The following is a 14,284-nucleotide window of genomic DNA, read 5'->3' on the forward strand; positions in this document are numbered from 1 at the left end:
AGGGACACCGTGAGAGAGCTGCGCATCAGGGTGCTGGCCGGCGTGTTCGTCGTGGCCGGAATCCTGTCCTGGGCGGGAGCCCGCCTCTGGAACTCGATCGGGACTCTCCCCAGCGTCCCCCTGGCCGCCCCCATCGTCCTCGCCCTGATCGCGGTGGTCCTGCTCTCCACAGCGCTCTCGCTGCGCGCCCGCTTCAAGGCCCAGCGCGAGCGCCGCCCCGGCGCGAAGGGTGTCGACCCCCTGATGGCCGCCCGAGCGGTCGTCTTCGGCCAGGCGAGCGCCCTGGTGGCCGCTCTGGTCGCCGGCATGTACGCCGGGACGGGCGTCTTCCTCCTGGAACTCCTCGACATCCCCGCCCGCCGCGACCAGGCCGTCTACGCCGGCTTCTCGGTCCTGGCCGGCATCGCCGTGATAGCAGCGGCCATCTTCCTGGAGCGGGTCTGCAAGCTCCCGGAGGACGACGACCACGACCATGCGGGCGCGGAGCCGGTGGCCTGACCGCCGACTCCGCAGCGACCGCTCAGCGCGCCATGATCAGGCTCATCGCCTCGTTCCGCGTCGCCGCGTCCCGCAGCTGACCGCGCACCGCCGAGGTGATGGTCTTCGCACCCGGCTTGCGGATGCCGCGCATCGACATGCACATGTGTTCGCACTCGACGACCACGATCACGCCCCGCGGCTCCAGGATCTCCATCAGGGAGTCCGCTATCTGCGTCGTGAGGCGTTCCTGCACCTGCGGGCGCCGGGCGTAGACGTCCACCAGCCGGGCCAGCTTGGACAGACCGGTGATCTTCCCGGTCACGGACGGGATGTAGCCGACGTGGGCGACACCCCTGAACGGCACCAGATGATGCTCACAGGTGCTGTACACCTCGATGTCCTTCACGAGCACCATCTCGTCGTGCCCAAGGTCGAACGTCGTCGTCAGGACGTCCTCGGGCTTCTGCCACAGGCCCGCGAAGATCTCCTTGTACGCCCGCGCCACCCGGCCGGGCGTCTCCCTGAGACCCTCACGGTCCGGGTCCTCACCGACCGCGATCAGCAGTTCCCGTACGGCGTTCTCGGCGCGCTTCTCGTCGAACTCGCCGATGGTGCCCTCACCGTCCAGGGTCACGGGGTCGGTCATCTGGTTCCTCGTTCCTGTGCCTGTCACGCGTGCGCGCACGCGCTCTGTCTGCGGACAAACCGAAAAGCCGCGCCCCCCAGGCTAAAACCTGAGGGCCGCGGCATTCATTCCGGGCCGGTTGGCTGAAACTCGTCAGCTCTCGGGACGTTCCTCCGGGGCCCTGTCCGTCACCGGGGCGGACTCCGCGGCCGTGGACTTGGCCGTGCTGATCGCCGCCGTCGCTCCGTTCGTGCCGTTGGTCAGTGCCAGCTCCTTCGGGGAGAGCACCGGCGGGCGGGTGGAGGGCGTACGGCGGGAGGAGCCGGTCCAGGCGGGCCGCGGCGGGCGCTTGTGGATCGGGGCGAAGATCTCGGCGATCTCCTCCTTGCCCAGGGTCTCCTTCTCCAGGAGGGCCAGGACGAGGTTGTCCAGCACGTCGCGGTTCTCGACCAGGATCTCCCAGGCCTCGTTGTGAGCGGTCTCGATGAGCTTCTTGACCTCTTCGTCGACCAGCGCGGCGACCTCTTCCGAGTAATCGCGCTGGTGAGCCATCTCACGTCCGAGGAACGGCTCGCTGTTGTCGCCGCCGAACTTGATCGCACCGAGCCGCTCGGTCATGCCGTACTGCGTGACCATCGCGCGGGCCAGGTTGGTGGCCTTCTCGATGTCGTTGGCGGCGCCGGTGGTCGGGTCGTGGAAGACCAGTTCCTCGGCCGCGCGGCCGCCCAGCATGTACGCCAGCTGGTCGAGCATCTCGTTGCGGGTGGTCGAGTACTTGTCCTCGTCCGGCAGCACCATCGTGTAGCCGAGGGCGCGGCCGCGGGAGAGGATCGTGATCTTGTGGACCGGGTCGGCGTTCGGGGAAGCCGCCGCGACCAGGGCGTGGCCGCCCTCGTGGTACGCGGTGATCTTCTTCTCCTTGTCCGACATGATCCGGGTCCGCTTCTGCGGGCCCGCGACCACGCGGTCGATCGCCTCGTCCAGCGCCTTGTTGTCGATCAGCTTCTGGTCACCGCGGGCGGTGAGCAGCGCGGCCTCGTTGAGCACGTTGGCCAGGTCGGCGCCGGTCATGCCGGGGGTGCGGCGGGCGACGGCGGCGAGGTCGACGTCGGGCGCGACCGGCTTGCCCTTCTGGTGGACCTTGAGGATCTCCATGCGGCCCTGCAGGTCCGGCGGGTCGACGGCGATCTGCCGGTCGAAGCGGCCGGGGCGCAGGAGGGCCGGGTCGAGGATGTCCGGGCGGTTCGTGGCGGCGATGAGGATCACGCCGCCCTTGACGTCGAAGCCGTCCATCTCGACGAGCAGCTGGTTCAGGGTCTGCTCGCGCTCGTCGTGACCGCCGCCGAGGCCGGCGCCGCGGTGGCGGCCGACCGCGTCGATCTCGTCGACGAAGACGATCGCCGGGGCGTTCGCCTTGGCCTGCTCGAAGAGGTCACGGACTCGGGAGGCACCGACACCGACGAACATCTCGACGAAGTCGGAACCGGAGATCGAGTAGAAGGGGACTCCGGCCTCGCCGGCCACGGCGCGCGCGAGGAGCGTCTTGCCGGTGCCGGGGCGGCCGTAGAGGAGCACGCCCTTGGGGATCTTGGCGCCGACGGCCTGGAACTTGGCCGGTTCCTGGAGGAACTCCTTGATCTCGTGGAGTTCCTCGACGGCCTCGTCACAGCCGGCGACGTCGGCGAAGGTCGTCTTCGGGGTGTCCTTGGTGATGAGCTTGGCCTTGGACTTGCCGAAGTTCATGACCCGGGAGCCGCCGCCCTGCATCTGATTCATCAGGAACAGGAAGACGACCACGATCAGCACGAAGGGCAGCAGGGAGAGCAGGACGCCGAGGAACGGGTTCTGCTTGGACGGCGAGACCGTGTAGCCGTCCGGAATCTGCTTGTCCTGGTACTTGGTCTGCAGCGTGGCGGCGATGGTCACGCCCTGGTCGCCGATGTAGCTCGCCTGGATCTTCGAGCTGCCCTCGACCTTCTGGCCGTCCTTGAGGGTGACCTTGATGCTCTGCTCGTCACCGGTCGTCAGCTTGGCCGACTCGACCTTGTTCTCGCTGATCGCCGCAATGACTTGGCCGGTGTCCACCGTCTTGTAGCCGCCGGACGAGCCGACGACCTGCATCAACACGACCACGGCAAGGACGGCCAGCACGATCCACATGACCGGCCCACGGAAGTATCGCTTCACGTCCATCCATACGGAGCGGTGCCGCCCCGTCCCTCCTGCCATAGTGAGTTTGATAAGACAGTTCTTCTGACGGTACCCCAGCATTGTTGTCCGAAGCCGCACGGAGTGGCATGGACGGCCGGCGTTCCCGTCTCTGCTTGCTCCAACGGCGCGAAACCCGCTGGGGTTCCCGATCGTCTTACAAGAGCTGACCCGTTTGGCTCAGCCGCCGTAGACGTGAGGCGCGAGCGTACCGACGAACGGCAGGTTGCGGTACTTCTCGGCGTAGTCGAGGCCGTAGCCGACGACGAACTCGTTCGGGATGTCGAAGCCGACCCACTCCACGTCGATGGCGACCTTGGCGGCGTCCGGCTTGCGCAGCAGCGTGCACACCTTCAGGGAGGCGGGCTCGCGGGAGCCGAGGTTGTTGATCAGCCAGGACAGGGTCAGGCCGGAGTCGATGATGTCCTCGACGATCAGGACGTGCTTGCCCTTGATGTCGGTGTCGAGGTCCTTGAGGATCCGCACGACACCGGAGGACTGGGTGCCCGCGCCGTAGGAGGACACGGCCATCCAGTCCATGGTGACGGGGGTGGACAGCGCCCGGGCGAGATCCGCCATGACCATCACGGCGCCCTTGAGCACACCGACGATGAGCAGGTCCTTGCCCGCGTACTCCGCGTCGATCTTCGCGGCCAGCTCGGCCAGCTTCGCGTCGATCTCTTCCTTGGTGATGAGTACCTGCTGGAGGTCGGCACCCATGTCTTTCGCGTCCACCCGCATCACTTTCGGTCGTCCCGCACTTACGGCCGCTCTTACGGCGACCGGCTGCCCGGCCCGTCGGAGATCGCTCCGGGGGTCGGGAATCAGCCTTGCCGAATCACCAGTCTGCCACCCTGTCGCTGAGCGACGACTTTGCCCGGGAGATTGATGGCTCCCTGGCCGCGCCAGCCGGTGATCAACCGGTCGACTTCCTCGATGTGGCGGGCGAAGAGGGAACCGGCCGGGGCGCCCGCGTCGATGGCGGCGCGGCGCAGGATGCGGCGGCGCACGGCGGGCGGGAGGGCGTAGAGCTTGGCGCACTCCAGCAGGCCCGTGGCGTCGCGCACGGAGGCTTCGGCCTGGCTGGCCCAGGTGTCGAGGGCGTCGGCGTCGTCGCGGGAGAGCTGGGCGGTGCGGGCGAGCGCTTCCACGACGCCTTTGCCGAGGGCCTTTTCGAGGGCGGGCAGGCCCTCGTGCCGCAGCCGGGAACGGGTGTAGGCGGGGTCGGCGTTGTGCGGGTCGTCCCAGACGGGCAGGGACTGGACCATGCAGGCCTTGCGGGCGGTCTGCCGGTCGAGATGCAGGAAGGGCCGCCGGTAACGGCCGCCGGCCCCCGAGACCGCGGCCATGCCGGACAGGGAGCGGATGCCGGAGCCGCGGGCCAGGCCCAGCAGGACGGTTTCGGCCTGGTCGTCTCTGGTGTGGCCGAGCAGGACCGCGGTGGCGCCGAGGCGTTCGGCAGCGGCGTCGAGGGCGGCGTAGCGGGCGTCGCGGGCGGCGGCCTCAGGGCCGCCGTCGCGGCCGACGGTCACGGCGATGGACTCGGCGGGGCTCAGGCCGAGTTCGCGCAGCCTGAGGACGACCTCCGCGGCGCGGAGGTCGGAGCCGGGCTGAAGGCCGTGGTCGACGGTGATGCCGCCGGCTCGGATGCCGAGCTTGGGTGCCTCGAAGGCGAGGGCGGAGGCGAGCGCCATGGAGTCGGCGCCGCCGGAGCACGCGACGAGCACGAGCGGGGAGGGGGTCCCCTCGTTCCGGCTCGGTTCGCGGGCTGCATCGGTGGCTGCCGTGGCGGCTGTCGCTGCTGCTTCGAGGGTGCGGCTGTTGTGGGTGAGGATGTCGTGGAGGACGCGGCGGACCGCCAGGCGTATCGCCGCGACCGCAGGATGGGGACCCATGTCCGGTTCCCTTCATGAAGTTTTCGGGGGGTTGAGCCCGAGGTCGGTCACTCAGAGTGTGTAGATGGTGACAGAAACGGGCCGTTCCCCGAGCATTGCACGCCTACCCATGGCTCACGGTCCCTCGGACGGGTGATTGGCGGGGCGTTCGCCTGCCGTAGTCCGGATTCATTTCACGACCTCCCCGTGCGGTTCACGACTCGGTCCTGCCGTGCACCCGTGCGATCCAGTCCGCCGGTTTGGCGATCTCCGCCTTGGTGGGCAGGGTGTTGGGGGATGTCCACACGCGGTTGAAGCCGTCCATACCGACCTGCTCGACGACGGCTCGTACGAAGCGTTCGCCGTCCCGGTACTGCCTGAGTTTGGCATCCAGACCCAGCAGCTTGCGCAGGGCGAGGTCGAGGCGGGAGGCGCCCTTGGCGCGGCGCTGCTGGAACTTCTCGCGGATCTCGGAGACGGTCCGTACGACCTCCGGGCCCACCCCGTCCATGACGAAGTCGGCGTGGCCCTCCAGGAGCGACATGACCGCGGTGAGGCGGCCGAGGATCTCGCGCTGGGCCGGGGTCTGCACCAGTTCCACGAAGGAGCGTCCGCCGTCGTCCTCCTCGCCCTCGGGGCGGCCGCCGGCGAGGGACTGGGCGGCCTCCCGGACGCGTTCCAGGACGGTCATCGGGTCCACGTCGGTCTCCGCCAAGAACGACTGGATTTCACCCTCCAGGTGGTCGCGGAGCCAGGGCACGGCGGTGAACTGGGTGCGGTGGGTCTCCTCGTGCAGGCACACCCAGAGCCTGAAGTCGTGCGGCTCGACGTCGAGTTCGCGCTCCACGTGGACGATGTTGGGTGCGACGAGGAGGAGGCGCCCGCCGCCGTTCTCACCGGACGGGAGGTCGCGGGCGGCGGGGGCGAAGGTCTCGTACTGGCCGAGGACGCGGGAGGAGAGGAACGACAGCAGCATGCCGAGTTCCACGCCGGTGACCTTGCCGCCGACGGCGCCGAGGACGGCGTTGCCGGGGCCGCTGCCGCGCCGGTCCTGCATCTTCTCCAGGAGGGGCTTGAGGATCTCCCGGAAGCCGGCGACGTTCGCCCGGACCCAGCCGGGGCGGTCGACGACGAGGACGGGGGTGTCGTGGGTCTCCGCGGTGCCCATACGAGTGAAGCCCCGGACGTGTCCCTCCGAGGCTTTCGCGTGCCGGCGCAGCTCCGCGACGACGGCCCTGGCCTCGTCGCGGCTGACCTCGGGTCCCGGGCGTACGAGCCGCGTCGCGGTTGCCACCGCGAGGTTCCAGTCGACCATCCCGGGAGATGCGGTGCCACCGAAGCTCGTCATGTGTCAACCGTACGTGAGCGCTCCCGCTTGGGGCAGGCCGTGGGGGTCGGGTGAGGTGCGGTTTCCTGCGGAACGACTGCCCACGGCTGGAACAGGTTCCTACCGGCAGCCGCACCCCGCCAATGCGCTCGCCGTCCTGTCCAGGGCCGACTGCGCCCCCTGGGGATCCGTGGTGCCGGAGGCGAGGAAGGCGAAGGCCAGGAGGTGGCCGTCGTTGTCCACGACCGTGCCGGCCAGGGTGTTCACGCCGGTGAGGGTGCCGGTCTTCGCGCGTACGACTCCTGCGGCGCCGTCGGTGTAGCGGCGGGTCAGGGTTCCGGTGAAGCCGGCGACGGGGAGGCCGGTGAGGACCGGGCGGAGGCCGGGGCGGGCGGGGTCGGCGGCCCTGACCAGCAGGGCGGTGAGGAGGTTCGCCGTGAGACGGTCGTCGCGGTTGAGGCCGCTGCCGTCGTGGAAGGAGGCGCCGGACATCGGCAGGCCGAGGTTCCTCAGTTGTACGGCAACCGCCTTCGCGCCGCCGGCGAAGCTCGCCGGCTCGCCGCCGGCCAGGGCGGTCTGGCGGGCCAGGGCCTCGGCGATGTCGTTGTCGCTGTTGGTCAGCATGCGCTCGACCAGCGCGGACAGCGGGGGCGAGGAGACGGTGGCGAGGGTCTCGGCGCGGCTGGTGGCCTTGGAGGGGCCGGGGGGCGTGGTCGTGACGCCGGCGTCCCGCAGGAGACCGGCGAACCTGCCGGCCGCGTCCGCCGCGGGGTCGGTCACGCGGGCCGCCGGGCCGCTGGTGGAGTTGTTCGTGCGGCCCTCGTCGACCGTCAGGGCGCTGACGGAGGCGAGGTTGGCGTTGGGGCCGATGGGGTGCAGTGCGGGGCCGGCGTAGAGCGTGGTGTCGTAGGAGAGCTTGATCTTGTGGATGCCGCGCTTCTTCAGTGCGGCGGCCGTGTCGGCGGCGAGCGTGCGCAGGCTCGCCCAGTCGGCGGCCTTCCGGTGGGCGGTGAGGGTGGGGTCGCCGCCGCCGACGAGGACCAGTTCCCCGGTGTCGGGTTCGAGTGCGGCGCGGGTGGTGAGGCGGTGGTCGGGGCCGAGGGCGGACAGGGCTGCGACGGCGGTGGCGATCTTGGTGGTGGAGGCGGGTGTGAGGGGCTGTCCGGCGTCGGTGCCGTAGAGCTGCTTGCCGGTGGTGATGTCGACGACGGCCGCCGCGCGGTCGGCGCCGAGCGCGGGGGCGTCCAGGAGCGGCCCCAGGACGTCCGCGAGGGCCTTCTGGCCGGGCGGGGCCTTCTTGGTGCTGACGGTGCCCGTGGTACCGCCCAGACCCGCCAGGACGGCCGGGGCGCTCGGTGCGGGCCGGGGTGCCTGCGCGGCCGTGCCGGGGGCGCCGTGATCTGTGCCACCCGGCCGCTCCAGGGCGACCGCCCGGTCCCGCTCGGCCGTACGCTGACCGTTGGCGTCCCAGGGACCGGCGACGGTCACCACTGCGGCGGCCAGCGCCAGTCCGGCCGTGGCGGCGCCCGCGGTGTACTGCCAGGTCCTGACGGCCCGCGGCCGGGGAAGGTGTGCCGGCCCGGGACGCACGGCCCGCGCCAGCCGCACGACCCGCGGTCTCGCGGCCGTCGCGGCGCGCGCCAGACGCGGTCGTACGGCGTTCGCGACCCGCACCACGTGCGGTCTCGCGGCTCGCCAAGGCCTCAGCTCTGGCACGACCACCAGCCCCTTTCGCGATCACACACCTGCGTGAGGGACACTTAATCACCAGAACTATGTGCTGATCATGGAGGAGCCACCGGTGGAGTTCGACGTCACGATCGAGATCCCGAAGGGTTCGCGGAACAAGTACGAGGTGGACCACGAGACCGGTCGGATCCGGCTGGACCGTCGCCTCTTCACCTCGACCGCCTACCCGGCCGACTACGGCTTCGTCGAGAACACCCTCGGCGAGGACGGCGACCCGCTGGACGCGCTGGTCATCCTGGACGAGCCGACCTTCCCGGGCTGCCTGATCAAGTGCCGCGCGATCGGCATGTTCCGGATGACGGACGAGGCGGGCGGCGACGACAAGCTGCTGTGCGTTCCGTCCACCGACCCGCGGGTGGAGCACCTGCGCGACATCCACCACGTGTCGGAGTTCGACCGCCTGGAGATCCAGCACTTCTTCGAGGTGTACAAGGACCTGGAGCCCGGCAAGTCGGTCGAGGGTGCCAACTGGGTGGGCCGCACGGACGCCGAGGCGGAGATCGAGCGGTCGTACAAGCGCTTCGAGGAGCAGGGCGGTCACTGAGCACCCCCTTTGCGCCTAAACCGGCGCCGCTCTCGCGGACCTGGTTGCGCACCGTCGTGGTTGCGCAATTAATGGTTGCGGTGCGTGCGCCGAGACATGATCGGCCGTGCGGCCTCCTGGAGGCCGGGCGGCCGTTCGTCTGTCTGTGCGCATACTGAGCTCAACGGAAGGTGTCGTTCAGGGAGCGGTGCGAGGTGACGGAGGCGGAGGACAGGAAGCCCCGGTCGGACGAGGCGCGGACCACGTACGACTCGGAGATCACGTCCGAGTTCGCCATTCCCGAAGGCATCGACGTCCCCGAGGGCGGCGGTGAGCCGGACACCACCTCCGAGTTCGCCGTGCCGGAGGGCCTGCAGACGCCGGAGCCGCCGGGTGCCGAGCCGGAGGGGTCGGCGTTCAGCCTGCCGAGCACCTACAGCGCCAAGGACGCCCCGCCGGTGTTCACCCCGGCGACCGGCATACCGATGGTCAGCCTGGTCAAGGACGCGCCCTGGCAGGACCGGATGCGCACGATGCTGCGCATGCCGGTGGCCGAGCGGCCGGCGCCCGAGCCCGTGCAGCGGGCGGAGGAGGGCGGGCCCGCCGTCCCGCGCGTGCTCGACCTGACCCTGCGTATCGGGGAGCTGCTGCTGGCGGGCGGCGAGGGCGCGGAGGACGTGGAGGCCGCGATGTTCGCGGTGTGCCGGTCCTACGGCCTGGACCGCTGCGAGCCGACGGTGACCTTCACGCTGCTGTCGATCTCCCACCAGCCGTCGCTCGTGGACGACCCGGTCACGGCGTCGCGGACGGTACGGCGGCGGGGCACGGACTACACGCGGCTCGCGGCCGTGTTCCGGCTGGTGGACGATCTGACCGACCCGGAGACCCATGTCTCCCTGGAGGAGGCCTACCGGCGCCTGGCGGAGATGCGCCGCAACCGGCATCCCTACCCCGGCTGGGCCCTGACCCTCGCGAGCGGGCTGCTCGCGGGTGCGGCCTCCGTGCTGGTCGGCGGTGACCTGATCGTGTTCGTCGCGGCGGCGGTGGGCGCGATGCTCGGCGACCGGCTGGCGTGGCTGTGCGCGGGGCGCGGGCTGCCGGAGTTCTACCAGTTCACGGTGGCCGCGATGCCGCCCGCGGCGATCGGTGTGGCGTTCGCGCTGGCCGACGTCGACGTGAAGGCGTCCGCCGTCATCACCGGTGGACTGTTCGCGCTGCTGCCCGGGCGGGCGCTGGTGGCGGGTGTGCAGGACGGGCTGACGGGCTTCTACATCACCGCCGCCGCGCGCCTGCTGGAGGTCATGTACTTCTTCGTCGGCATCGTGATCGGCGTGCTGGTCGTCCTGTACTTCGGCGTCAAGCTCGGCGGCAAGCTGAACCCGGACGTCGCGCTGAACCTCTCCGAACGGCCGCTGATACAGATCGCCGCGTCCATGCTGCTGTCCCTGACGTTCGCCGTGCTGCTGCAGCAGGAACGCTCCACCGTGCTGGCGGTGACCCTGAACGGGGGTGTGGCCTGGTCGGTGTACGGCGCGATGCACTACGCGGGCGGCATCTCCCCCGTCGCCTCCACGGCCGTGGCGGCGGGGCTCGTGGGGCTGTTCGGGCAGCTGCTGTCGCGGTACCGGTTCGCGTCCGCGTTGCCGTACACGACGGCGGCGATCGGGCCGCTGCTGCCCGGTTCGGCCACGTACTTCGGGCTGCTGTCCATGGCTCAGAACGAGGTGGACAAGGGGTTGGTGTCCCTGGCCAAGGCGGCCTCCCTGGCCATGGCGATCGCCATCGGGGTCAACCTGGGATCGGAGATCTCCAGGCTGACCCTGCGGGTCGGCTCCGCGGGCAAGCGCCGGGCGGCCAAGCGGACCAGGGGGTTCTGAGCCTCCTAATAGCCCCGGGGGTACCCGTTCTGGTCGTACTGCTGCTGCGGGTACGGCTGCTGCGGGTACTGCTGGTCGCCGTAGGGCTGCTGCTGCGGGTACTGGTTGCCGTAGCCGTGATTGTCGTAGCCCTGGTTGTCGTAGCCCTGGTTCCAGTACTGCTGGTCCTGCTGGGGGTACGGCTGCTGCTGGTACTGCTGCTGGTAGGGCTCCTCCGGCTCGATGCGGCGGAGCTGGGCGGTGGCGTCGTCCATGACCGGGGGGTGCTGGTACTGGGACTGCTGGGGAGGCTGCGGCGTCTCCTGCGCCGCCTTCTTGTTCTTGCCCCGCGCGCGGAGGAACTCGATCGCGATCGGGATCACCGAGACGAGGACGATCAGGATGAGGATCGCCTCGATGTTCTTCTTGACGAAGTCGATGTTGCCCAGCCAGGAGCCGAGCAGCGTGACGCCCGCGCCCCACAGGACGCCGCCGATGACGTTGAAGATCAGGAACGAGCGGTACTTCATGCCGCTGACGCCGGCGATGATCGGCGTGAACGTGCGCACGACAGGCACGAAGCGGGCCAGGACCAGGGACTTCGGGCCGTACTTCTCGAAGAACTCGTGCGCCTTGGTGACGTTCTCCTGCTTGAAGAGGCGGGAGTCCGGGCGGTTGAAGAGCGACGGGCCGACCTTCTTGCCGAACATGTAGCCCGCCTGGTCGCCGAGGACCGCGGCGAGGCAGATCAGGGCGATCGCGCCCCACAACGGGAAGTCCAGGTCCCCGGACGTGATCAGCAGACCGCACGTGAACAGCAGCGAGTCGCCCGGCAGGAAGAAGCCGATGAGCAAGCCTGACTCGGCGAAGACGATGAGCAGCAGGCCCCAGATGCTGTAGTTGTCGAGCAGATAATTGGGATCCAGCCAGCTCGGGCCGAGGGCAAGTGTCATCACGGGTCCGGGCTCCTGAGGGGATGAGGGCGGCTACGGCGTCCAGTGCGGCCGCATAAAGCTATCAACGCGATGTGACCGCCCCAGGTTCCACCGGTGACTCCAGGATGCACTGTGCAGCAACTGGGATGAAGCTGTGCGCCATGGGACTCGACGACTACGGCGGCGGCCAGGGGCCCCAGCCGGACGTGCTGGTGGTCACGACCAACGATGTGCCCGGATACCGGGTGCAGCAGGTGATCGGTGAGGTCTTCGGTCTCACCGTGCGCTCGCGGCACCTGGGCAGCCAGATCGGTGCCGGGCTGAAATCGATGATCGGCGGCGAGCTGAAGGGGCTCACCAAGACGCTGGTGCAGACCCGCAACCAGGCCATGGAGCGGCTGGTGGAGCAGGCACGCGCGCGTGGAGCCAACGGAGTGCTGGCGTTCCGGTTCGACGTGACGGAGGCCGCGGACGTGGGCACGGAGGTGTGCGCGTACGGCACGGCGGTGGTCCTGGCCCGGGAGTAGGCCTCCTCCCGGACCAGCGGATCAGGCCGTGTGCCGGTCGGCGTTGGCGGCGATCGCCTCGCTCAGGTGATCGGCGAGCCCCGGCCGCATGGAGTCGTAGAACGCCTTGAAGCGCTCGTCGGCGACGTACATCGCGCCCAGGCAACGGTGCATGGCGTGCGGGCACTCGTAGTACCACTTGCTGATGTGCCGACGATGCTCCTCGGCCAGTTCCATGGCCGGCTCGCCGGTCGGCTGCTCACCGGCGGTCATCAGGGCGACGTAGCGCTCGGTCCAGTCGTCGACCTCGGCCTGGAGACGCTTCCAGTCCTCCTTGGTGTAGCGGGCGGCCCGGCGCTGCGACTCGGTGTACGCCTCCGTACCGCCCCAGCGCCGCTCGGCCTCCTCGGCGTATTGCTCGGGATCCTTGTCCCCGAAGACCTCGAACCGCTCCTCGGGCGTGAGGTTGATGCCCATCGTGCGTGCCTCCATGGCGTGCTCCACGGCCGCGGCCATCTTCTGCAGCTTCTCGATCCGGGCGGTCAGCAGTTCGTGCTGGCGGCGCAGGTGTGCGCGCGGGTCCGCATCCGGGTCGTCGAGCAGGGCCGCGACCTCGTCGAGCGGGAAGCCGAGCTCCCGGTAGAACAGGATCTGCTGAAGCCGGTCGAGGTCGGCGTCGCCGTAGCGCCGGTGGCCGGCGTGGGTGCGCTCGCTGGGCACGAGCAGGCCGATCTCGTCGTAGTGGTGCAGGGTGCGCACCGTGACCCCGGCGAACCCCGCGACCTGTCCCACGGAGTAGCTCACTTTCCGCTCCTTTTCGTCGGTAGGCCCTCCACGCTGAGGCCTCACGTCACGTGAGGTGCAAGCCGGTTTCGCTTCGGGATGTTCAACATCATTTGTCCGCTTATTCCGCTTATGGTGAGCCCGTGGCCCAGGACAGCGCGCAGCCGGCTCCCGCGACCCGCCCGGCGACCCCGGCCCGGGCCCTGCTGCCGTTCATCCTGCCCGCCGCGGCCGTGGGGGTGGGCTCCAGCCTGGTCTTCGTCGGGGTGAGCGCCGCGGCGGAACAGCTCCAGCACGTGCTGTGGGGGCCGCTGCCGGACGCGCTGGGCGTGGGCCGCTATTCGGTGCTGTGGATGGCCGTGATGCTGATCGCGACCGGGCTCGCGGTCGGGCTGGTGGTGTGGAAGGCGCCCGGGCATGCCGGCCCCGACCCGGCCACCATGGGCCTGAACGCGCCCGTCCTGCCGCCGCTCGTGCTGCCGGGCCTGGTGCTGGCGACCGGTCTGATGCTGGCGGGCGGGCCGAGCCTCGGCCCCGAGAACCCGATCATCGCCGCGAACATCGCCCTGGCGGCCTGGCTCGGCGGGCGCTTCCTGCCCCGCACGCCCGGCACTCCGTGGCCGGTGCTGGCCGAGTCGGCGACGATCGGGGCGCTGTTCGGCACGCCGGTGGCGGCAGCGCTGGTCATCTCCGAGGCGCTGGCCGGCAGGCCGATCCGGGGGCTGCTGTGGGACAACCTGTTCGCACCGCTGACCGCGGCCGCCTGCGGGGCCATGACGACCACCCTGGTGTCCCATCCGACCTTCGACCTGGATCTGCCGCCCCTCGGCCACCCGCACCGGAGGGACCTGGCGGCCGCGCTCGTGGTCGCCTCGGCGGCCGCGGTGCTCGGCTCTGCGTCCGGCAACTTCAGGAGTAGGCGGATCATCCCGGCCGCACCCCTAGGCGCCACCTGTGGTCTCACCGCCCACACCCCTGTGCCTCTCATCACCCGGCAGGGCTGGGTGAGCGTCTCTGACTGGCGTCGCGATGCCGGGTCTCCCCGGCATTCACGCACGGCTGTGTGCCGGACGTACGCCAATCGTCTTCGTGCCCTGGTGCCGACCGGCAAGCGGTCGGCCCGTGTGAGCACGTCCCTCCGGACGCTGATTGGCCCAGCCTGCACAGCTATGGGGCCAAGGAGGGTGCCCGACGTCGCCTGGGCGCCGGGCGTGCGTGCACATACTGTCACAGGATCGCTACGGATCGCTAATTCGAGGTCCGCCTGTTCACCGCCGCCGTCCTGGTCGCCTCGCCCAGCATCCTCGCCCTCCTGTGCATCGCCTCGCTGCCGGCCTGGCTGCTGGTGACGGGGCGCCCGCAGATGCAGCTACGGCACGACGGCACCCCGGTCCGCTGACCCGCTCCCCCTCTGGAGG

13 protein-coding genes are annotated in these 14,284 nt (G+C 70.1%); 5 read left to right on the forward strand and 8 right to left on the reverse strand.

The window, feature by feature from the left end:
- Positions 1-9 precede the first annotated feature (9 nt).
- Positions 10-498 (forward strand): DUF3180 domain-containing protein, encoded by a 489-nt coding sequence (locus ACZ5DS_RS24865; RefSeq protein WP_468242319.1) that lies wholly within the window; start codon positions 10-12, stop codon positions 496-498.
- Positions 499-520: 22 nt separating this feature from the next.
- Here the strand turns inward: ACZ5DS_RS24865 and folE are convergent, their stop codons facing one another.
- From folE to dacB, 6 genes are all read right to left on the reverse strand, one after another.
- Complete coding sequence (folE, locus tag ACZ5DS_RS24870) at positions 521-1,126, reverse strand: GTP cyclohydrolase I FolE (RefSeq protein WP_100827524.1); 606 nt, start codon at positions 1,124-1,126, stop codon at positions 521-523.
- A gap of 132 nt (positions 1,127-1,258) precedes the next feature.
- A complete protein-coding gene (gene ftsH, locus ACZ5DS_RS24875) occupies positions 1,259-3,298 on the reverse strand; it encodes an ATP-dependent zinc metalloprotease FtsH (RefSeq protein WP_468242321.1) in 2,040 nt (679 codons plus the stop codon).
- A 195-nt stretch (positions 3,299-3,493) separates the two neighbouring features.
- A complete protein-coding gene (gene hpt, locus ACZ5DS_RS24880) occupies positions 3,494-4,054 on the reverse strand; it encodes a hypoxanthine phosphoribosyltransferase (RefSeq protein ID WP_031165039.1) in 561 nt (186 codons plus the stop codon).
- Positions 4,055-4,137: 83 nt separating this feature from the next.
- On the reverse strand, positions 4,138-5,208 hold the full coding sequence (gene tilS / locus ACZ5DS_RS24885; RefSeq protein WP_468242324.1) for a tRNA lysidine(34) synthetase TilS: 1,071 nt from the start codon (positions 5,206-5,208) through the stop codon (positions 4,138-4,140).
- Positions 5,209-5,401: 193 nt separating this feature from the next.
- Entirely contained in the window at positions 5,402-6,535 is a 1,134-nt protein-coding gene (locus ACZ5DS_RS24890) for a zinc-dependent metalloprotease (RefSeq protein WP_468242326.1), read from the reverse strand.
- Positions 6,536-6,634: 99 nt separating this feature from the next.
- Entirely contained in the window at positions 6,635-8,236 is a 1,602-nt protein-coding gene (gene dacB, locus ACZ5DS_RS24895; protein WP_468242329.1) for a D-alanyl-D-alanine carboxypeptidase/D-alanyl-D-alanine endopeptidase, read from the reverse strand.
- Positions 8,237-8,315: 79 nt separating this feature from the next.
- Here dacB and ACZ5DS_RS24900 point away from each other — a divergent pair, with 79 nt between their 5' ends.
- Both ACZ5DS_RS24900 and ACZ5DS_RS24905 read left to right on the forward strand, forming a co-directional pair.
- Positions 8,316-8,807 carry an inorganic diphosphatase gene (locus ACZ5DS_RS24900; RefSeq protein ID WP_067316824.1) on the forward strand — a complete coding sequence of 164 codons (492 nt, stop codon included), beginning with the start codon at positions 8,316-8,318 and terminating at the stop codon, positions 8,805-8,807.
- A gap of 194 nt (positions 8,808-9,001) precedes the next feature.
- A complete protein-coding gene (locus ACZ5DS_RS24905; protein ID WP_468242331.1) occupies positions 9,002-10,663 on the forward strand; it encodes a threonine/serine exporter family protein in 1,662 nt (553 codons plus the stop codon).
- 5 nt (positions 10,664-10,668) lie between these two features.
- Here ACZ5DS_RS24905 and ACZ5DS_RS24910 read toward each other — a convergent pair whose 3' ends face one another.
- Positions 10,669-11,598: a DedA family protein gene (locus ACZ5DS_RS24910; RefSeq protein WP_468242334.1), complete on the reverse strand. Its 930-nt coding sequence runs from the start codon at positions 11,596-11,598 to the stop codon at positions 10,669-10,671.
- Positions 11,599-11,738: 140 nt separating this feature from the next.
- Between ACZ5DS_RS24910 and ACZ5DS_RS24915 the strand changes: the two genes are divergently transcribed.
- Positions 11,739-12,104: a YbjQ family protein gene (locus ACZ5DS_RS24915; protein WP_404061080.1), complete on the forward strand. Its 366-nt coding sequence runs from the start codon at positions 11,739-11,741 to the stop codon at positions 12,102-12,104.
- Positions 12,105-12,125: 21 nt separating this feature from the next.
- On the opposite strand, the gene ACZ5DS_RS24920 is transcribed toward ACZ5DS_RS24915, so the two are convergent.
- Positions 12,126-12,887 (reverse strand): MerR family transcriptional regulator, encoded by a 762-nt coding sequence (locus ACZ5DS_RS24920; RefSeq protein WP_468242336.1) that lies wholly within the window; start codon positions 12,885-12,887, stop codon positions 12,126-12,128.
- Between the two features lie 122 nt (positions 12,888-13,009).
- Here ACZ5DS_RS24920 and ACZ5DS_RS24925 point away from each other — a divergent pair, with 122 nt between their 5' ends.
- On the forward strand, positions 13,010-14,215 hold the full coding sequence (locus tag ACZ5DS_RS24925) for a chloride channel protein (RefSeq protein WP_468242338.1): 1,206 nt from the start codon (positions 13,010-13,012) through the stop codon (positions 14,213-14,215).
- Positions 14,216-14,284: the final 69 nt, after the last annotated feature.

Source organism: Streptomyces sp. NPDC031100 (assembly GCF_055570785.1).

Excerpts from the sequence above, each read along its gene's own strand:
- folE (WP_100827524.1), bottom strand. The coding sequence starts at position 1,126 with ATGACCGACCCCGTGACCCTGGACGGTGAGGGCACCATCGGCGAGTTC.
- ftsH (WP_468242321.1), bottom strand. The coding sequence starts at position 3,298 with ATGGACGTGAAGCGATACTTCCGTGGGCCGGTCATGTGGATCGTGCTG.
- hpt (WP_031165039.1), bottom strand. The coding sequence starts at position 4,054 with ATGCGGGTGGACGCGAAAGACATGGGTGCCGACCTCCAGCAGGTACTC.
- tilS (WP_468242324.1), bottom strand. The coding sequence starts at position 5,208 with ATGGGTCCCCATCCTGCGGTCGCGGCGATACGCCTGGCGGTCCGCCGC.
- ACZ5DS_RS24890 (WP_468242326.1), bottom strand. The coding sequence starts at position 6,535 with ATGACGAGCTTCGGTGGCACCGCATCTCCCGGGATGGTCGACTGGAAC.
- ACZ5DS_RS24915 (WP_404061080.1), top strand. The coding sequence starts at position 11,739 with ATGGGACTCGACGACTACGGCGGCGGCCAGGGGCCCCAGCCGGACGTG.